Here is a 20,154-nt window from a genome sequence, read left to right on the forward strand (position 1 = left end):
AGTCCTATTTAGACCCAATTTCTCTTAGAATAACGTCGAAAAATCATACTCATCCATTTTACTTTCCGTAATTCCTAAAAACTCTGTTCTGATATTGAACTCTTGTAGCAGAGCAATAAGCACTTCCATGAAAATACCTGGACTCAATTTATAATGAAGCCCTTCTTTTAGGCAGTCGAAGTTATCCCGTTTTGAAAGTTCTCCACCCCATTTCTCAGAGCAATAGGAAAATTCCACTCCACAGCTGGGGCTTCCGTTGATACCGATGACATAATTCACATTGTAGTCATTATTATGGTATTCCATGACCTGCATCATAATTGGCTTTAATACCCTTTTGCAATGTTCCTTATAGAACGGATTATCAAATTGCTCTCTTACATGTCCCCAACGTCGAAGACCGTAATCTATCTCAGGACAGGGAAGCTGAATAATGCCATAATCCTTTTCGATAAGAGGATACAGGACTTCCTTGAGGGGGCCTTTGCGCTTACAGGACCCCTCCACTTTCGAATTGCAGTTGAGTATGCAATGACTGACCAGACATAGCTTTTTTCTTTCTTCCATATCCTTCGATCCTACCCTTTACTTGGTTTATGCCTATTCATGAATAGCTCCATTAAATAATTTTTAAAGAGTCTAATTTAGTAAGAAAAATGGCATTTAGATTCGTTTTCCTTAACCATGATGACCTATAATTATTTCGGCATAGTTACGCGAGTCATCTCTTTTTGATGTTTTGCACAGTAGATCTGCCAATTGAATTTAGTGGGATGAGTTAAGCAGTATCGCGCAGCCCGTTCGGAGACTGGTTTTTGGCAAAGAGTACAACGAATATCTCCATATTGGGGGCTCTTCTGCAGTCTTTGCTTGCGTAACCGAGCGGAATATTCGTTACGAATATTGGGGTCACAAATATTGACCTGCATGATCTGGTTAGCAATTGCGAGAACTTCTTCGTCGTTGAGCACTTCCGATAGAGTCTGTGACAGTTTGAGGATAGCGGCGAGGATATCAATATCGTAAACTACAGATCCTGAAATCACTTTCAGATTACAGCGGCAATTAAACGTCACATAGGAGAAAATCGGTAAAGACTCCTCGAGTTTAGCTTGTTCTTTTAGAACTTTAATACGGGTTTGGTTCTCGAGAAGTGGATTGGGAAACGTTTTTACGCGCCAGGTAATCGCCTGATACCAGTAGGGATCTGTTTCTTCGCCAATGATTATTCCCGATAGATTATTAACCTCGAGCATAAAAAGACCATAGGGAGATATGACAATATGGTCAATGTGTATAAAACCCTGCTCAGTCTTTAATAAGAGATTACGCAAGAGTTTAAAGCTTCTAGGCAGATGACCCAATTCAACTTCGATTTTGTATTCGCCGATTTCATTTTTTCTTTGACTTTTACACCGTGGCGATTCCCTCTGGCTTGAACCTTTAATGGCGAAGTAATTGGTTTTATATTTTCGGCATGGGATAAGCTGTTGGGGCACTTCTGGCTCAGGAATTGGATTTATGACTTCACATTTTCTTTTCCAAAAAAACAAAGAATAACCCCCCTATTTTGCTTTTTTTCTCGACATAGCGGCTGGAAGGATTAGGGAACATTTGGATTTCTGTATTCTGTAGGGGGGGCTAGCACTTTCGAATAATACTGTTATCTAGTTTTAGTTTGCCTCATTTTTCGGGAGCAGATTCCAGGCTTTCCCTAACCATTCTATAACCATAGGTTGCTCACCTTTATTTTCCTGTACGGTCGAAGAACTTTTGTTACCTTATACTCTGTTGGAACGACAGTATAGGTTGCAGCTTGATTTGAAGAACATAATGTTGGACTAATCGGAGAATCCAAAAAAGACTTTAGTATGCATTGGTAATGCACACTAAAGTCTTTTAGCTTATGCCTTTGCAAATAACTCTCGATACTAAGCATAGGATTGAGCCAGCAAATTGACTCTTAACGTATAAGTTATACTTTCGCCTTAGCAGTGGGGGTAGAGTACCGCAAGAGTTACTGTTTGCAGGGAAAGGATAATAACTTGTTTATATCGCTTGGTCCTTGTTTTCTATATTTACTTTTATTCGGCCAAAATCTTTGCGCCAAAGAATAAATGAGCAAACAACACCCATAAGTATCATAAAAACATGAAGCCAAAGGACAGCTTGGAATGCATTGACCGGATAGGGTTTCATGCCTCCAGAAATCGCATTGATAATGATTCCCCAGAGCTGTTGGAAAAGCCCTGCTCCGAAAATCCAGGCAAAACTATTCACAATTCCCATTGCAGTTCCTAGACGCTGCGTCGGCATTACTTCACGAATGAAAATAAATGTTGTAGATACGACAAGCATCTGTAACGCTCCCATGAGGAAATTAAAAACAATTAAAGTTGAAGTACCGATGGTGGCAGACTGTAAGGTGATGACTAACCAATTGAGTAAGAATAGAATACAACCAACCAGCATGGTTTTCTTAGACCCTATTTTTCCTACCACAGGACCACTTAAGATGCAACCCACAAAAAGTCCCCAAGCATACCAAACAAGGATACCGCCACTTGCCGCCTTGGATAACCCCAATACATCCGCCAGATAGATTCCTTCCCACATTGAACCGAACGTCTGCGAGCTAGAGTTTACACCGAGAGTGAGTAAACCAATCAGCCATAAGACCGGCATTGCGAGAACTGCTTTAAAAGGAACCTTTTCCTCCTTAATCTGCTCGTTTGAGATACCGACTACTAATGTTTCCCCATGCAACTCATCAGGTGTAAGCAAGCCTCTTTGGGCAGGCTTATCTCTTAATAATATGTAAGCTATGATCGCCAACACTAAAGAAAAGATTCCTATACCGAATAAAGCCGACCTCCAGCCAACAGAACCCATTAATGAACGCAAAGGCGCTGTGCCTAGGACACTACCAAGGGAGCCCAGTCCCATAAATAGTCCCCATAGAAAAGGATATTGTTTGGTTGTGAACCAGACGGAGATTATTTTGGCTCCCCCAATCAGAAAACCTGATACAGCCACTGCTAAGAGGATGCGGCCAATAATCAATGTGGTGAAGTTTGTAGCCATACCGAAAACTACTGCCCCAATCGCTGCAATGATGAGGATTATCGTTAGTCCGCGACGGGCTCCTAAACTATCCAATAAAGTACCCACAGGGGCTTGGGCAAAGGCATAAATCCAAGTAAAAGCCATTCCCATAAAGCCAAAAGAAACTGCACCTAATGAAAGTTCTTCCATTAGATCGGGGCCCATGATTGCGGGTGTAATCCGATGGAACAATGTAAGCATATAAGCTAAAACGCAAATCACATACATTGGCCACTGTAAAACCCTTAATTTGCGAAGCATCTCACTTTTACTGGAACTGTTCATTCAATTCCCTCGCTTTCAAGGAGAGTAATTATTATATTTATCCGCTTTGCAGGTTGGATCAAGATTCGTCAGCTTGTACAGCGGCGAATCTTAATCCAAATCCATTACTCTTGTCTATTTTTTAGGTTTATCTGCTCCACACTTTTTGCATACAGCTTCTTTGGTGGAGTTAAAGGTTTCACATTTCTCGCATTTCCAGATCAATTTTTCAGCCGGTGGTGGTCTAAAACCACCTTTTTCCTGACGACTCATGAAACATGCCTCCCTTTAGGGTAAGATTTATTATAACCACTAGGTTATAAACTTAAATTATCTGGAAAACAGAACCATCGTAGGTTTTTCAGCCAATTTCTCAGATAGTTCTTTGATTGTTCCATAAAACATGATTCCAGACTGGCAGTGGTGTACACACGTTGGCAATCTGCCTTCGCCTACTCTCTTTTCACAAAGGTCGCACAGTTCTGTTGGTAAGGGGAGATAGGTCCAGGACCATTTACCGTTAATATTTTCCCGCGGACCGTCTTCTAAAACTTTGATGCCGAATTGTCCTACGGGTAAACCTAATTCTTTTTTACAAGCGACTTCACAGGAATGACAATTGGTACAGAATTCATAATCAATTAATATCCCATAACGCGCATTATCTTTTGACATAGCCGAAACCCCCTAACCTAGTCACTATTTCAGTCGGTGTTACTTGATCATTCTCTGGTACAACTTTGTAAACCTTACAGATGGTTGATTTATAAGGAGCACCATAATGAGTTGGACCATGGACACCCATCGTCGTTAAATTGTTAGAGTTACTGTCAAATACTCCAAATAGAACGGGTTCTGCACCTTGCTTCTCTGGGAACCACCATCCATGGCGTGCCCTAACAACTTTTGGATCAAGGCCATAATTAAATTTGACTCGTTGTTTGCATTTACCACGCTTGTTTTCCATCCAAGCCCAGTCGCCTTCCTGAAGGCCCAATAGTTTCGCTGCTTCAGGGTTTATCTCCATCTCAGGTTGAGGATGAACTTCTCGCATGGTTGGGAGTTGGCGATGTTCAGAGTGGAATAGACCAATTTGTCGGTGTCCTGTCGTTAATATGAAGGGATATTCCTCCATGAGCTCTGGTGTGGAGTTAGGACCTTCATAGGGTTCCATATGATGGGGTAGTGGATCAAATCCCCAGACATCAAACAAAGGTGAGGAAACTTCATATAAGCCAGTTGCAGTTACAAAGCCAGGTTGACCATCTTGACGCATTAGGCCTTTTTCATATTTCTTATAGGTGTAGTTCCAATCCCACCAGTCATAAACTTTGTGCGTCAGGGTTTCAAAGTCATAGTCTACACCGTTACCATCGTCATATAGCATATCGGTTAACAGTTCTCGAACATCTGCGTATTTATTGAAATACTCCGGATTGATTCTCTTCCCTAGATCAAGAACGATTTGCTCATCTGCTTTGCTCTCATAGTAGGGCTCAGCTGCTTTGGTAATGGTTCGTAAGGGTTGCCACCAGGATCTATAACTGTCGCGTTCTACACTCATCGCAGCAGGCAGTACTAAATCCGCAAACGCTACGGCAGTTGGAGTCATGTAGTAGTCAACGACTACTGTATAAGATACATTCTTCCAAGCTGCATAAACTCTGGGAGCCTCCCCTGCCATATTGGCAATTGGGTTACTTCCATGGACCCATAACATTTGGACGGGATAAGGTTTGCCAGATTCCATGGTTTCCAGAAGTTTATCAGGTGGAATAAATGGTGTATAGCCTGATTCGTGGATTGGAGATTCATAGGTTCCAATACGTTTTTCTAACATCTCTTGGGAAATACACTCTAGGCCACAGCCATATTTTTTTGAACTATTATAAGCATAGCGAAGGAGAACATTGCCACCCGGTATATCCAAGTTTCCTGTGATTGCTACCATGTCAGAAATAGCAGCAGAAGCCTCCATACCCGCTATCTGCATATCGATCGCTAAACCCCATTGAATTCCTGCTGGCTTTGCTTTTGCATACATGCGAGCAGCGTTGATAATTTGCTCTTTCGGAATCCAGGTGATTTCAGATACTTTTTCTACTGGGTATTCTTGAACTCGCTCTACCAATTCATCAAAGCCATAAGCCCAATTATCTACAAACTCATGATCATAAAGATCCTCGTTAATGATGACGTTAAGGAATCCTAAAGCTAGAGCGCAATCTGTGCCAGGCCGAACTTTTAGCCAGAGGTCAGCTTTGGCTGCTAGCCAGGTTAAAGCAGGATCAATGACGATGAGCTTCGTCCCCAGTTTCATCAAGTCAACTAGCCAGTGTCCAACAAACCCATCTCCATTGGAAGCTAAGGGTTCATTACCCCAGACAACTACAACTTCAGGCCGTTTCCATTCAGGATTATCGTAGCGTAAAGGATGGAACTGAGAAGCATCTAGAACCCAACAGTCTCCTTGTTTAATCAAGTTTGCTGTCATGCGAGGTTGGTAACAGGAATCAGCACTTAAGAAACCAAAGGAAAGGTTAGGGCTACCAAAAACTGCACGAGTGATCATCGCAGGCTGCCACATACAATTACGACCTGTTCCTACTAACGATACAATGCCTTGAGGACCTGTTTTTGCTGAGATTTCCTTATGCTTTTCTTCGATCCAATCATAAGCTTCATCCCACGAGATACGTTTCCATTTGTTTTCGCCTTTCTCACCTATTCTCATGAGAGGCCATTTGAGTCGATCATTGTTATAGATTTGCTCAACCATATTTATACAGCGTAGGCATAATCTACCTTGATTATAGCTAAAGTTTGGGTCCCCTTCAATTTTCTCCAATTTACCATCTTTGGTGTAGCAGAGAACCCCACAACCATTATGGCAACCTGGCCCTGTCCAGACAGAAGTGCGAGTTACTTCATACTCGCCTTCTTTCCAGCGCCAATCTTCTTTATAAAGATCTTTGTTATACTCGTTGATCATGTTATATTTTCCCTCCTTGATTTTTTATGAGTAGGTTTGAAAAGACACTTATTCGATAAAACCACCCCCTCAATATCGTCTGAGCTTATCCTTTGACTACTGAGTAGCAACCCGCTTTCAAGAGAATTATTCCTTTTTGAGATTAGGTTTCTTGGGACCAGCTTGCGGAATATTGGCTTGATTTGAATCGGCCTGTTCAGGTTCAGGTAGTTCAGCGCCACACTTCTTGCAAGTTTTATTGGTCGGTGGATTAAAAACATTACATGCTGGACATCTGCTCATCAATTGGTTAAATGACGGGGGTCTAAAACACATTGTATATTCCTCCTTGTTAATTCTTGAAACTATGAACATGTACATTGACATATATTGCATATTGCGTGCCAACATAAAAAAATGGCCCATTGGGCCACTATTTGATTCTTTACTTCAATTTACAAAGTTTAAAAGTGAGCGATTTTTAGAATTACCGTTTTCTTATGAGAAAGTGCACACAAGTATTTACGATCATTAATCAATACGATTTCCTAATAACACAAAAATGAGCTTCCTTAATTTTAAGGAAGCCCATCCTCTATTTTCTGCCCAATATATCGATACCGTCTTAGGGGTTGTTTTATTAATCAGTTAAAAATTCCATTCTCTACTCCCGCAAAATATACCATATAGATAGTATTTTATTGTACTATTCTCCTATATCAATATTAAGCTCTTTTGCTTTCCTGTATAGCGTTGACTTAGCCATTCCCAACAATTCGGAAGCTTTCGTTATGTTATTTTTGGTTTTATATAGAGCATTCTCAATCAGAATTTTCTCCACGATATCAATTTTATAAATAGTTCCCGAGTTATCGCTATTACCTATGGAAATATTTGGGACAACTTCATTAGATAAAATACTCGGTAAATGTTGACATTGAATCAAGTTTGATTGCGCTAAATTTACCGCATAAATTACGCTGTTTTCGAGTTGCCTCACATTGCCAGGCCATGAGTAGTTTTTTAGAACTTTAAGCGCTTCTTCACTGATTTTTGGCGCCTTACGCCTTATTTTACTGCAGTATTTATCTATAAAATAATTAGCCAATACCTCAACATCATTTTCTCTGGCACGTAAAGGCGGTAGCTTAATGGATAGGATAGATAAGCGGAAAAACAAATCACTCCTGAATAAATAATCTTGGTTCATCTGCTGTAAGTCCTTATTTGTTGCAGCGACCAATCTGAAATCAACTTTTTTATAATGGTGACCGCCAATCCTCATAACTTTCTTATCTTCTAATACTCTTAACAATATAGCTTGAACCTCAAGCGGCATGTCCCCTATCTCATCAAGAAAAAGCGTTCCTCCATGTGCAAGTTCAATTTTTCCTGATCTTCCTTTGCGTTCAGCACCGGTAAAGCTGCCACCTTCGTAACCAAATAATTCGCTCTCAATAAGTTCTCTTGGCATCGCTGCACAATTTACGGCAATGAAGGGACCCTGCGGACGGTGTGCATTATGGATTGCTTGAGCAAATAGTTCCTTACCTGTCCCGCTCTCACCGGTTAAAAGGATATTTTCCGATGATAAGGCGAAGCATTTCCCCAACGAGATCGCCTCTTTTATTGCTTTACTTTTTCCGATAATTTTTTCAAACGTAAAAGTAGCAACTGCTCCTGATCTGCTAGTAACCATCTCATTTATTTTTTCCATAGGATTAAGTCTAAGCACTGCACCATCTATGCCTTTACTGATCTTATTATTTAGAGGACGTATATATACTAGGAAAGATCTCTCATCATCATCAATACAAATCGTCTCCTCTATGTCAACAGGCTCCCCCTTGCATACAGCTGTATAAATCTGGTTACTGAAAAAACTATTAATGTGCTTACTTACTATCTCTTCTTCATTAGTATTTAATATACGAGTAGCCTCTTTGTTAATTTTAACAATCATACCGTCACTAGCCAGAACAATTATTCCTTCCTCAATAACAGATAAGGTTACTTCCTGCATATGGTGAGCAGCTTTAAGTAATTCATAACTTTTTGTAAGGCGTAGTTTATTTTCTACTGCTACAGCCATAGCTGTTATGAGACCAAGAGGATACGTACTCAAATAATAAGAATCGTTCGACAGCGGAAATTTTATATGATGACTTAAAACTAAATAACAAGTAATTTCACCGCCTTCATTGATTACAGGCGCTGCCGCAGTACAAGAGTTTTGAAAGACTGTACAATAATGTTCTGGACCTACAATATATACTGGTCGCTTAAGATGCATACTTAAAGTATGAGCGCAGGTACCAACGGTTTCTTCTGTCCATATTTGTCCTATCATCGAAACTTCTTTGCTATTTTTGGAAATTAGCTGTAGCATTTCACCTTCATGAGCTAATAAAACGCCATTCTTATCAAATAGATATAGAGCATAGCTTGACGTCATCATGTCCTTAATTTTAAGGTCTTCAAAAATACACTCAGTAATTTCTATAAGCTGTTTATTCTCATCTATGATTTTAGAAATATCGTGAGAATTTAAATGACCGTTTATTCCCCCCTTGTAGGGACTCACTCCAAAATCACGCGATCTCAACCAAGAATCAGCTACCTCAGTCTTTAAACAAGTGTATCTCTTGAGGTCTTCATCTCTATTTTGAAAAAAAAAATTTTTACATTCCGTTATCTCTTGCCAACTTGCTTTCGATAAAACGATATGCGCTCGGTCTTTATTTTCTTTTTCACTCAAGGCATCCAAATCATCTTTCACGTCTTTCACTTCATGCAATTAAACCCCTCCTCATAAAATAAACCATTAGAACTAATAACTAATATAAAAAATAAAGAAAACTTACGCCTCTTTTAAAATATTAGTATGTTAAAATAACCACAAGAAGAGTGAAGTAAGGTTTAAATCGTAAGTGTTAGGAACAAAATCCTAGGAAAGACTTGATAATAAGAGATGGACGTCGTATTTAGGCTTTTTAGGGATAAAAGATAATATCTGATCAATAATGTGATAAATAATACTATGTTATATAATTTTACCATATGTTTACTTTTTAGCATATAGTTTGTTAAACTAGTAGTCAATTTAATTAATTACATTTATACTGATCCCCATTGAGACCTGCTCCAAGAATGATGAGGTAATCGATTTTGCCTGGAACTGGGCTTTTGTATTATACAATAGTAAGCTTTTATAAGATTAAATGAATGCAAGCAAACCAGAAAATCTAAACGGAAATAAGCTAAGCTTTAGACAACGCTCTTTTAGTACTCACCCAAATTACCACATATTTCATGCATAAATTTAGAAGGAACATAACATATTTTGTCGAATGATTAAAGGATACAGAAACGAAAGCTGAGTTTAGGTTTTTCCTAAAGCGGGGGACTTTTTTATGGGGTGAATCGCGTGCCATACGCGTAGGGCTTACACTTTACGCCCGAATCCGTCAACTAACCTCGTAAGCTAAGAAAGGTGTAAAAGTATGCATTTCTCTCCAATCCTGTCTCGATTAAAAGTTGTGGTACATACTCAAATCAAACGTTTTAATTGGAAATCACCTCGCGTTCTCGGTTGTTTATCGATCACCATTATCCTAGCTGGAGGGCTCACCTATTATTTTACGACAACTACTTCTGCTGCTACCGTAATCCTTAACGGTCAACAGATTGGTTTAGTCCGTAACGTTGATATCGGTAAAAACCTCGTTGAAACGATTCTTGAACAACAGGGTCAGCCCTTTGGTCAAGTTGCCAAAACCCATGACCAAATTGCCTATGAAGCTGTCCGAGTTAATCCAACAGTCTATCTTGAATCTAAACTAGACGAAGAGAAGTTGGCAGATAAATTAAGTTATTATCTTGAGGGTTATAAGGTAGAGGCAGACGGTTCTCCCATCGTATTTTTACCCAGCAAAGAAGATGCTGATAAAGTACTTAAAGACTATGAAGACTATTATGTTAAATCCAGTGAAGAGAACAAGGTAACTTCCGTTAGTTTTGCCGAAAAGTTGAATGTCAAAGCGGTAGAAATCCAACCCGATCAAATGACACAAAGCGATCAAGCTTTTAAAATGCTCATTGACGGTAAAATAACGACCAAGGATTATACTGTCCAAGCCAATGATTCTTGGTGGCTTATTGCCCGCAAAAATGATATGTTGACCGATGAAGTATTAGCCGGTAACCCAGGAACAACTAAAGACACGAAAATAAAGCCGGGACAAATTATCAAGCTTGTTGCTTCAACACCCTATCTTACTGTCGTAAGCGAAGGAACCTATTCAGGTTCTGAAACAATACCCTACGATGTCGTAACAAAAACGGACAGCAGTTTAGGACCTGGCCAAACCAAAGTCACCAAACAAGGGAGTAATGGCACAAAGTTAGTCACCTACTCTTATGTACAAAAGAATGGTATAGACGTTAATAAAAAAGTATTAGAGGAAAAAATCACACAAGCTCCTGTCAATCAAGAAGTAGCAAAGGGCCCCAATAGTCGGCCTGTTACTGTTGCTTATGTTCCCTCGCGTGGAAGTAGCAGTTCTTCATCCCTTGTCGATCGCGCCCTCAGTTTAGTTGGGACAAGCTATGTTTTTGGCGGATCATCTAAAAGCGGCTTTGATTGTTCAGGCTTTACCAAATACATCTACTCGGGTTCAGGGATATCCCTTCCTCGCACCTCCTTTGATCAGTTCGCTTCGGGCTCTGCCATCAGCAAAGATAATCTTCAAGCAGGAGATTTAGTATTTTTTACTACTTATGCTAAGGGTGCCTCTCATGTAGGCATTTATATCGGGGGAGGACGTTTTGTTCATGCCGCAAATCCCAGTAGTGGTGTGAAAACTTCCAGCCTTAGTGATAGCTTTTACTCCTCTCGTTACCTCGGAGCACGCAGGTATTAGAGAGAACAGAACAGCTTTTTCAAGAGCAACCGCAGATGTGGTTGCTCTTTTTCTTTGGGAAAGAACAGGATGTTCTCCCGAACCGAATCACCCTGGTGTCAACGAAATGCTATAATTGAAAAAAGTCGCTCCACGAGCGGCTTTAATTTTTTTCTATTAAGATAAACTACAGTCACTACTGCCCGTCTAAGGAAACAACTCCACCAGCTGAACTTTCCTCACCTGCTGGAGTTGTTAATTATGCGCTAGCCGCCTTTTTAACAGCATCAACAATCTTTTGATAGCCAGTACAACGGCACAAATTACCGGACAGTCCACGGCGAATTTCTTCCTCACAAGGATTCGGTACTTTATCGAGAAGGGCTTTAGTCGCTAAGACCATGCCGGGGGTACAATAACCACACTGGATGGCTCCAACATCGATAAAGGCTTGTTGAATCGGATGGAGATTATCCTCGGTCCCTACCCCTTCGATCGTCAGCATTTCTTTTCCGTCTGCCTGAATGGCTAAGACTAAGCAGGAGTTAACAAGTTCTCCATCGAGAAGCACACTACATGCGCCGCAATCTCCTTCCCCACATCCTTCCTTCGTTCCCGTGAGTCCCAGGACTTCCCGAATGAGGTAAAGCAGTGTCCGGTGTTCTTCAATCTGAATGGCCATCGAGCTGCCGTTTACTGTTAATTCTATCGTTTTCTCGGCCATTGCCTACCCTCCTTGGAACTCGTAAGTGTTCGTAACGCTTCTTGAAGTAAGACGTTCGCTAGATAACTTCTGTATTCCGCAGAAGCCCGGAGATCTGATATGGGAGAAATCTCTTTTTGTACGATCTGACTCGCATCTTCGATCACATCCTCAGTAAGCTTCTGACCCATTAGAAAATCTTCGACTTTTCTTATGCGAATAGGGGTAGGGGCGATCGATCCTAAGGCCACACGAACTTTTGAACAGGAGTTATTTTCATCAAGTTCTAAACTAACGGCTAGATTCACGAGTGAAATCGCTAAAGCTTTGCGAAGACCTGACTTCAAAAAGATCGATCGATCCTTCGGATTGATATTAATACTAACCTTATGAATCAGTTCCTTGTGTCGAAGGGCGGTTTTACCCACTCCGAGGAAAAAGTCCGTTAAACTTAATTGCCTTTCTTTCAACTGGCCTGAATCATTGGCGCTAACGAGGGTCAGGATTGCATCATAAGCTAACAGCGGAGGAGCACAATCAGCAGCAGGTGAGGCACTTTGCAAATTCCCCCCCAATGTCCCCCTGTTCCGTATTTGCGGGCTTCCTACTGCGCAAGCACCCATACTCAAGGCTGGGAAATACTTTTTAACAATAGGGTTAGCTTCAAGATCAGCATGAGTAACCAGAGAGCCAATTTCCAATACTTGATCCTTAAGTTCAATCGTCTTCCATTCTTCAATCCTCGACAAATCTACGAAACCACTCGGAGTAATCTTTCCTTTATGCAGGTCTACCAGGACATTCGTTCCCCCAGCAATCGGCAGATAATCCTCGGGTAAGCTTAATAACGCTAGTGCTTGGGCCGGGGTCTGAGGTGAAAATGTTCTAAAACTCATTTTGCATTCCCCTATAATAAAACATTAATACTTATTTCTTAAGCTTCTTGAACTTCTCGATATAGCTCCCATCGGCGATCTCTCGAAAGGCATCGAAATAATACTGTTGATCAAGGTAATACAGTCTAACCCTCATCTTCTCTCCGGGCAAACGAGCTGCGACGGTAAAGATTGCTTCTCCCGACCGCTTCCCTTCATCTAACTTTACTTCATCTAAGTAAATATAAAGTGGGGTGAGATAAGGATAGGATCTTTCATGGGCAAAGTTTTTGACAAACGCATCTCGACTTAACATTCCTTGAATTTCAGGCAGAAGATAGGAATATAGATCCGTCGGATTATTCTCGTTAATGGCTCGGGCGAACCCATTAGCTTGCTCTTCTGCTTGTACTTGCCCCGGAGAGCCCCAGCTCACTGTGCTGAGCAGAAGTAGCATACATATCATAACGACCCCGCCGATTCGAAGTCCAACCTTTAAGCTCCTCATTTCATTAACCTCATTTATTTAGCGTTCAGATCGTGAGTAAGGTAAAGTATAGGCTGATGGAAATTCCGCTTTCTTGGATACACTCAATAAGACAAGTATGGTTAAGACGTAGGGTAAGGCAAGGAGGAACTGATGAGGTATCGGAACGCCAATCGCCTGAAGCCTCATTTGTAGGGCATTGGCTCCCCCAAATAAGAGCGCCGCTCCTAAAGCTCTATACGGATTCCAACGTGCAAAAATGACCACCGCAACAGCAATAAACCCTCTGCCAGCGGCCATCCCATCCAGGAAAGTATTCATAAACCCAATCGAGAGAAAGGCTCCTCCCAATCCTGCATAAGCACCACCGATCGCCACACAAAGGTACCGAACGAAAGAGACATTAATACCTTTCGAATCTGCGGCTCTGGGATTTTCCCCAACCGCGCGAACCTTAAGGCCGAACGTAGTTTTCTCCAGAATGAAAGCTGTGAAGACGACTAATAAAAAGGTTAGATAGACCATGATATTGTGATTAAAAAGAATAGGCCCAAGGATCGGGATATCTGAGAGGAATGGAATCTCAAGGGGTTTAAAGGCTTCAATCTGGGGAGGAAGCTTTTGGATCCCAAACATCGCTCGATAAAAGAAAGCGGATAATCCAGTACCTAATATCGTAATCGCCGTCCCTGCAATGACTTGGTTGGCTTTCACCGTAATACTTAAAAAGCCCATTATAAGAGAAAACGCTATCCCAGCGATTACCGCAGCGATAAGTCCGAACCACAAGTTCTGGGTAAAAAAGGTTCCTGCAAAGCCGGCAAGAGCACCCATTAACATAATTCCTTCGAGACCAAGATTAAGAATCCCAGAACGCTGCGTAAAAATTTCCCCTAAGGCAGGTAAGAGGATGGGAATACTCATTCTAATTGCACCCGCGAGTAGACTGACTAAAAACCCTACGGTTAAAATGTCTGTTTGCAACTTTATCCCTCCATTGGGCGTAAACCACCCGGCTTATTACGAAGACAATGATCAAACCCTGAATCACCGTAATCAAAGAGAAGGGAATTCCCTCCATGAGTTGCATGGTGTTCCCCCCCACCATTAAGGCGGCGAAGAAAAACGAGGAGATTGCAATTCCAAAAGGGTTTAAATTCCCAAGTAAGGCGATGACGATGGCTAGATTTCCATATCCTGAAGAGATATTATCTAAAAGTCGATATTGAACTCCCACGACTTCTCCCCAGCCAGCAACTCCCGCGAGTCCAGCAGAGATGACCATGGTCAGAATGATTGTTTTGGATACGTTAATCCCACTGTATTTGGCAACATCTTCGCTTTCTCCCACTAACTCGATCCGGAGGCCTAAGGTAGATCGCCAGAAGAAATAGCCTAACACAATGATGATTAAGGAGATAATGATTCCCACATGGAGCCGTGTTCCGCTGAGAATAATCGGTAAACGAGACAGCTTGTCGATTAAGGGAGTTTGCGGAAAACCTTGTCCTTTCGGATCAATCATGGGATACCGAATCAGCCAACTTAAAAGATAGGTCGCGATGTAGTTCAGCATCAGGGTCGTGATGACTTCATTCGCGTTAAATTTCGCCCGTAGATATCCGGCTAATCCACCCCAGAGCGCCCCTCCGAGAAAGGCAGCTAATAAAGAAACTGGCAATACGATACTCGCTGGTAAATTCAGGTTCAAAGCGACAAAGGCTGCAAACACAGCGCCTAATGTAAATTGTCCATCTCCCCCAATATTCCAGATCTGACTTTTAAACGCGATTGAGATCCCTAAGGCCATAACCATCAGAGGGGCTGCCTTGACGAGTACTTCAGCAAGGCGACTCGGTGATCCAAAGGCACTGATGATCAAGGTTAAGAAAGCCTCAGCCGGATTATGACCCGAAGCAAGGAGTAACAGGGCACTGACCCCGAATGCGAGGGCGATCGTGACAATCGCTGGCAGGATATTGTTGCAAAACCCCTTCAGTATGCCGCTTCCTTTTAGCATGCTTCCACCCCTTCTGTCCTTACCCCAGCCATCAGTAGACCGATCTCATCCACACTGGCGTTTCTGCCGAGGATCCCCATAATCTGTCCGTCATACATCACGGCAATCCGATCCGATAATTGCAAAATTTCCTCTAGGTCTGCAGAAATCAATAACACCCCTGTTCCCTTGGCTGTTTCCTCAAGGAGCTTTTGTCTAACATATTCCGTTGCCCCAATGTCTAAGCCTCGAGTCGGTTGATTGGCAATAATGATCTCCGGTTTGGAACTTAATTCTCGGGCCAGGATAACTTTTTGTTGATTCCCGCCTGAAAGATCCTTCACTTTTGTATTGAGGTCCTTCGCTTTGATTCCATACTCCTCCATGAGTCGTTCGGCATTTTCCTTAATCGCCTTGAAATTGAGTAGACCTCGACGAGAAAAACGCGCTCGATTGAATTCTTTGAGGATTAAGTTTCTGGCGATGTTCATATTCATGGCTAAGCCTGTCTTCTGGCGATCTTCGGGAATATGCGAGATTCCTTCATTAATGAAGGTTTTGGGGTTCGACCCGCTCAGTTCTTTGCCGTTTAAAAGGATTTCTCCTGAGGCAGTCGGCCTTAATCCCGTTAAGACTTCACAAAGTTCCTTTTGTCCATTCCCATCCACTCCTGCAATGCCCAAAACTTCCCCTGCCTTTATGGAAAAGCTAACCTCATTGAGAGCAAGAAGCCCTTTATCATCTTGTACTCGCAAATTTTTTACGATCAGCTTGGTTTCCCCAGTTATGGATTCCTGATGTTTAAAGTTAAAAAGCACATCGCGACCAACCATCATATTCGTAAGATCGCGCTTCGTAGTTTCGGCTGTAACCTTCGCTTGACTAACGAAGCGGCCATCGCGTAAGACGGTAACCTCATCGACGATAACCAAGATTTCTTCTAATTTATGGCTAATCAGAATAACGGATTTTCCGTCCTTCCGCATCATTCTCAATATTTCAAATAGCTCCTGAGCTTCATTTGGGGTTAATACTGCTGTAGGCTCATCGAGAATCAGTATTTCTGCCCCACGGTAAAGTGCTGAGAGGATCTCAACCCTTTGTTGTTCGCCGACTGAAAGCTGCCAAATTTTAGCCTTCGGATCCACATTTAAATTGAATCGTTTAGAAAGAGCAAGTAATTCTTGCTCCACTCGATCAGTATCAAGTAGCGGTCCCCGTTTGGAGGCGAGACCCAGCATGATGTTTTCCACAACAGTCATGGGGCGTACAAGCATAAAGTGTTGATGGACCATTCCAACCCCTAGGCTCATCGCTTTTTGAGGACTATCAATCTTAACTTCTGTCCCATTAACAAAAATCTTGCCGCTCTCCGGTTGGTAAAGGCCATAGAGACAATTCATCAGGGTGGTTTTTCCTGCGCCGTTTTCTCCAAGCAGTCCATGGATTGAACCTTTTTTTAATTGAAAATTAACTTTATCATTAGCGGCTACCTTTTTAAAGACCTTCGTAATCTCTTGCATCTCAACAGCTAAATTCAACAGCTTCTAACCCCCTAACGTAGTCGAGCGGGACCTGGATCTCAGGCCCCGCATGAGAACTACTTTTCGAATTTGGGCATTTGAATTTTATTATCGACGAAATCCTTCTTAACTGCCTCAAGTTTTGCTTTGACATCCGCTGGAACTTTGCTATCTAGACCATGGAAAGGTGCAACGGTGACTCCGCCATTGGCAACCGTTAACATGTATTTTTTATCATTTCTGTTCGTAAAGTTGTTATTTAGAATATCATCAACCATTTGCTTGATAACCGGCGTCCAGTTGTAGACAATTCCAGATAAGACATAGTCAGGAACTAACACATTCTGATCGGCTACATTTCCTAAGGCGAACTGCTTCTTTTCTTTCGCAGCATCGACTACCCCGAGTCCAATTCCATCCCCAGAATGCCAGATTACATCAGCACCCGCATCGTACATGGACATTGCACCTTCTTTAGCCTTAGCTGCATCACGCCAGTCCCCCGTGTAAAGTTCTTGGATCTTAATGTCAGGGTTTACTTTTTTGGCTGCATATTTGAACGCTTCATGGCCACGATAGATTTCTACAACGTCAGCTCCACCCACGACCCCGATCTTATTGGTCTTCGTCATGAGTCCAGCTAGCGTTCCCATAAGGTAACCCCCGTCCTCTAACTGAATATCGTAGATGCAGGTATTTGCAGCTGTTTTAAAGCCAGTTCCTAAGGCAAATTTCGTATTGGGAAATTCCGCAGCGAGCTTAATGATAGGTTCTTGGAATTGAAAACCATGGCCGATAATGAGATCAAATCCTTGAGTCGCAAAATCACGTAAAGCGGGTTCAATATTGGCGACTTCATAGACGTTCTCTGAGTATGTAACTTTGATTTTTCCGGCATAGTCTTTTTCTAAAGCCTTCATACCCTCATACATGGCTTGATTCCAGGAAACGTCATCTACTTTGCCTGGGAGAATTAACGCAACCTTTAAAGGCTTAACCCCTGAATCTGCTGAGGCCTTCGTTGAGTTCGAAGCAGGAGTAGATGAGTTCCCGCACCCTGTAACGAGAATACTGACCACTAACATGACGATACATAATAGACTCAATTTCCTTTTCATTTGATCTTTCCTCCACTTTGTTTTTATTTTTATCTTGAGGTTTGCTCTATGAGCTTAATCACATTTTATTTTCTCTATCACTTCCTTTTACTGTTTTAATAAAGTAGTCCACAATCTTCTCGCGAGAGATGGGGAGCTTAGAAACCGGACTGTGAACAACTTCACTCACCGCAGCGGCAATCGCTGGGGAAATAACAACAGTCCCAACTTCAGCAGCTCCTTTTAATCCCATGGGACCTGACTCCTCATACTCTGTTACACTAACAGCGGTAATCGCTGGGGAATCTAAACTTGTTGGAATTAAATAGGTTGATAGACTTGTATTTTGCGGAATACCATGGTTAAATTCCAGATTCTCTGTTAAGGCGTAGCCGACTCCCATAACGATTCCACCCTGGATTTGTCCTTCTAAGGCAACGGGGTTAATCACTCTTCCTGCCTCAGTCACTGCAAATACATCGAGAAGTTCTATTTCACCGGTTTTTAATACCCGAACCTTAGCGGCCTGAGCAATAAATGTATACATGCTATGAGGTAAGCCGACCCCTAGGTTCGATTTTTTGACTTCTGGAAAAACAGCTTCCCCGATGCCTTTAGGATGAAGGACACCTGGTTGTCTTTGTTTTTTCAAATCCTCAACTGCGTCGAGAAGCGCATTTCCACAGATATAAGAAGTTCGAGAGGCAGCAGTTGAACCACATTCATAGGTCAGGGCCGTATCTCCCATAATTATTTTTATATGATCCGGATTAACCTGAAGGGCCTCGGCAGCTAACTGGACAAATAGAGTGTTACTTCCTTGACCAATCTCAACGGTACCAATCTTTACCTCATACGTACCATCGGCTGAACTTTGAATTTCTACTTTGGCTTGATCCGGAATTCCTTTGCCCATTCCACAGCTTAAATATCCAGCGGCCATTCCGTAGCCAATCGCAGAATCAGTGTTATGCACTTTTTCTTGCCAAAGTGAAGACTTCTCCAATAACGTTAAAGCTTCTTTAAGTCCGACGGTATGCTCCATGGTATGACCGAGACTCCCTTCCGCTCCTTTATACAAAGCGTTTTGGTATCTCAGCTGAACCGGATCGATCTTGAGGATTTTAGCCGCCCTATTCAGGAGGGTTTCCATGGCAAAAGCGGTTTGGGGGGCTCCAAATCCACGCATCGCACTCGCAGGAGGTTTATTGGTATAACAGAGATACCCTTCAAGCGATACATTATTAATCACATAAGGTCCTGTTGCATGTTCTATCCCTAAACCGAGGACGGCTGGACCCAGTGCGGCATAGGCTCCCGTATCATAATGGATGCTTCCGAGATAAGCGGTAATACGCCCCGATTGTTCGAAACCTACCTTAACTTGAATCTTAGCAGCGTGTCGCTTATAGGAAGTTCCTAGGGACTCCTCCCTGGTAAACACTAACTTTGCAGGTCTACCCGTCTTCTGAGTGACTAAGGCTAGATAGAGTTGAACGGTGTTTCCGTCTTTCCCCCCAAATCCACCCCCAATGGTTGAGGAATGAACCCGGATCTTTTCCAGGGGAATCCCCAAACAGCGAGAAATTTCCTCACGGTCATAAAAAGGATTCTGGGTACCGACGATGAGGTTTAACACTCCGTCCTCATCAAGAAAGGAGACACCCGCCTCTCGCTCGAGATAAAGGTGATCGACAACTGGAACCTGAAACTCATCCTCAAGAACAAGAAAGCTCTCCCTTAATGCTTGTTCAGGCATCCCCTTCTCAAACGGAATATGTAATAAGAGATTACCGCCTTCATGTATCATAGGACTATTCTTGCTTAGAGCCTCGACAGGATCATGGATAACCGGCAAGGGCTCGTAAGACACTTTAACCAACTGAGCATATTGACTGGCCTTCTCTGGAGTATCGGCGGCAATTAGCGCTATGGGTTCACCATAATAGCAGATTTTATTCTTTGCAAACACCGGCTGGTCTTTGAGTATGCTTCCGAAACTATTTTCCAAGACATCATCTGCAGTAAAGCAGTAAACACCGTCAACTCCCTGACAGGGCGAGGTATCGATGGAATGTATGTTAGCATGGGGCTCAGTCGCTCGAACAAGTTTAAGGTATAACATGTTGGGAAAGGAATAATCACTGGGATAGCGGACTTGCCCTGTGACCTTAGCTACGCTGTCAATTCGAGGTAAAGAGCTCCCAACGACGTTCAACATCTTCATCC

17 protein-coding genes and 1 riboswitch are annotated in these 20,154 nt (G+C 42.3%); of the genes, 1 reads left to right on the forward strand and 16 read right to left on the reverse strand.

Going from position 1 to position 20,154, the window contains the following annotated elements; all coding sequences use genetic code 11:
- Window positions 1–24 precede the first annotated feature (24 nt).
- The 8 genes from ACZ42W_RS12795 to ACZ42W_RS12830 form a co-directional block, all read right to left on the reverse strand.
- A complete protein-coding gene (locus ACZ42W_RS12795) occupies window positions 25–567 on the reverse strand; it encodes a CD3072 family TudS-related putative desulfidase (protein ID WP_464165734.1) in 543 nt (180 codons plus the stop codon).
- A 131-nt stretch (window positions 568–698) separates the two neighbouring features.
- Window positions 699–1,553 (reverse strand): nuclease-related domain-containing protein, encoded by an 855-nt coding sequence (locus tag ACZ42W_RS12800; RefSeq protein WP_464165735.1) that lies wholly within the window; start codon window positions 1,551–1,553, stop codon window positions 699–701.
- A 496-nt stretch (window positions 1,554–2,049) separates the two neighbouring features.
- A complete protein-coding gene (locus ACZ42W_RS12805; protein WP_464165736.1) occupies window positions 2,050–3,390 on the reverse strand; it encodes an MFS transporter in 1,341 nt (446 codons plus the stop codon).
- A 114-nt stretch (window positions 3,391–3,504) separates the two neighbouring features.
- A complete protein-coding gene (locus tag ACZ42W_RS12810) occupies window positions 3,505–3,642 on the reverse strand; it encodes a hypothetical protein (protein ID WP_464165737.1) in 138 nt (45 codons plus the stop codon).
- 57 nt (window positions 3,643–3,699) lie between these two features.
- On the reverse strand, window positions 3,700–4,044 hold the full coding sequence (locus tag ACZ42W_RS12815; protein ID WP_464165738.1) for a 4Fe-4S dicluster domain-containing protein: 345 nt from the start codon (window positions 4,042–4,044) through the stop codon (window positions 3,700–3,702).
- On the reverse strand, window positions 4,031–6,361 hold the full coding sequence (locus ACZ42W_RS12820; protein ID WP_464165739.1) for a molybdopterin-dependent oxidoreductase: 2,331 nt from the start codon (window positions 6,359–6,361) through the stop codon (window positions 4,031–4,033). The genes ACZ42W_RS12815 and ACZ42W_RS12820 overlap by 14 nt, the downstream gene beginning before the upstream one ends.
- Window positions 6,362–6,487: 126 nt before the next feature.
- Window positions 6,488–6,676 carry a hypothetical protein gene (locus ACZ42W_RS12825; protein WP_464165740.1) on the reverse strand — a complete coding sequence of 63 codons (189 nt, stop codon included), beginning with the start codon at window positions 6,674–6,676 and terminating at the stop codon, window positions 6,488–6,490.
- Between the two features lie 370 nt (window positions 6,677–7,046).
- Window positions 7,047–9,128 (reverse strand): sigma-54 interaction domain-containing protein, encoded by a 2,082-nt coding sequence (locus ACZ42W_RS12830; RefSeq protein WP_464170997.1) that lies wholly within the window; start codon window positions 9,126–9,128, stop codon window positions 7,047–7,049.
- 576 nt (window positions 9,129–9,704) lie between these two features.
- Window positions 9,705–9,841: riboswitch (cyclic di-AMP (ydaO/yuaA leader) on the forward strand.
- 2 nt (window positions 9,842–9,843) lie between these two features.
- Between ACZ42W_RS12830 and ACZ42W_RS12835 the strand changes: the two genes are divergently transcribed.
- Window positions 9,844–11,262 carry a C40 family peptidase gene (locus tag ACZ42W_RS12835; RefSeq protein WP_464165741.1) on the forward strand — a complete coding sequence of 473 codons (1,419 nt, stop codon included), beginning with the start codon at window positions 9,844–9,846 and terminating at the stop codon, window positions 11,260–11,262.
- Between the two features lie 238 nt (window positions 11,263–11,500).
- Here the strand turns inward: ACZ42W_RS12835 and ACZ42W_RS12840 are convergent, their stop codons facing one another.
- The 8 genes from ACZ42W_RS12840 to ACZ42W_RS12875 are packed head-to-tail and all read right to left on the reverse strand — an operon-like array spanning window position 11,501 to window position 20,146.
- On the reverse strand, window positions 11,501–11,965 hold the full coding sequence (locus ACZ42W_RS12840; protein ID WP_464165742.1) for a (2Fe-2S)-binding protein: 465 nt from the start codon (window positions 11,963–11,965) through the stop codon (window positions 11,501–11,503).
- Window positions 11,947–12,840 carry an FAD binding domain-containing protein gene (locus tag ACZ42W_RS12845; protein WP_464165743.1) on the reverse strand — a complete coding sequence of 298 codons (894 nt, stop codon included), beginning with the start codon at window positions 12,838–12,840 and terminating at the stop codon, window positions 11,947–11,949. The genes ACZ42W_RS12840 and ACZ42W_RS12845 overlap by 19 nt, the downstream gene beginning before the upstream one ends.
- A gap of 31 nt (window positions 12,841–12,871) precedes the next feature.
- Window positions 12,872–13,327, reverse strand: a complete 456-nt coding sequence (locus ACZ42W_RS12850; RefSeq protein ID WP_464165744.1) for a hypothetical protein — start codon at window positions 13,325–13,327, stop codon at window positions 12,872–12,874.
- 18 nt (window positions 13,328–13,345) lie between these two features.
- Window positions 13,346–14,290: an ABC transporter permease gene (locus ACZ42W_RS12855; protein ID WP_464165745.1), complete on the reverse strand. Its 945-nt coding sequence runs from the start codon at window positions 14,288–14,290 to the stop codon at window positions 13,346–13,348.
- Window positions 14,232–15,326, reverse strand: coding sequence for an ABC transporter permease (locus ACZ42W_RS12860; RefSeq protein ID WP_464165746.1), 1,095 nt, complete (start codon window positions 15,324–15,326; stop codon window positions 14,232–14,234). The genes ACZ42W_RS12855 and ACZ42W_RS12860 overlap by 59 nt, the downstream gene beginning before the upstream one ends.
- Window positions 15,320–16,846 carry an ABC transporter ATP-binding protein gene (locus ACZ42W_RS12865; protein WP_464165747.1) on the reverse strand — a complete coding sequence of 509 codons (1,527 nt, stop codon included), beginning with the start codon at window positions 16,844–16,846 and terminating at the stop codon, window positions 15,320–15,322. Before ACZ42W_RS12865 ends, ACZ42W_RS12860 begins: the two co-directional genes overlap by 7 nt.
- Window positions 16,847–16,905: 59 nt before the next feature.
- Entirely contained in the window at window positions 16,906–17,946 is a 1,041-nt protein-coding gene (locus ACZ42W_RS12870; RefSeq protein ID WP_464165748.1) for a BMP family protein, read from the reverse strand.
- A gap of 58 nt (window positions 17,947–18,004) precedes the next feature.
- Window positions 18,005–20,146, reverse strand: coding sequence for a xanthine dehydrogenase family protein molybdopterin-binding subunit (locus tag ACZ42W_RS12875; RefSeq protein WP_464165749.1), 2,142 nt, complete (start codon window positions 20,144–20,146; stop codon window positions 18,005–18,007).
- Between the last annotated feature and the right edge of the window lie 8 nt (window positions 20,147–20,154).

The organism is Desulfitobacterium elongatum (assembly GCF_055378975.1).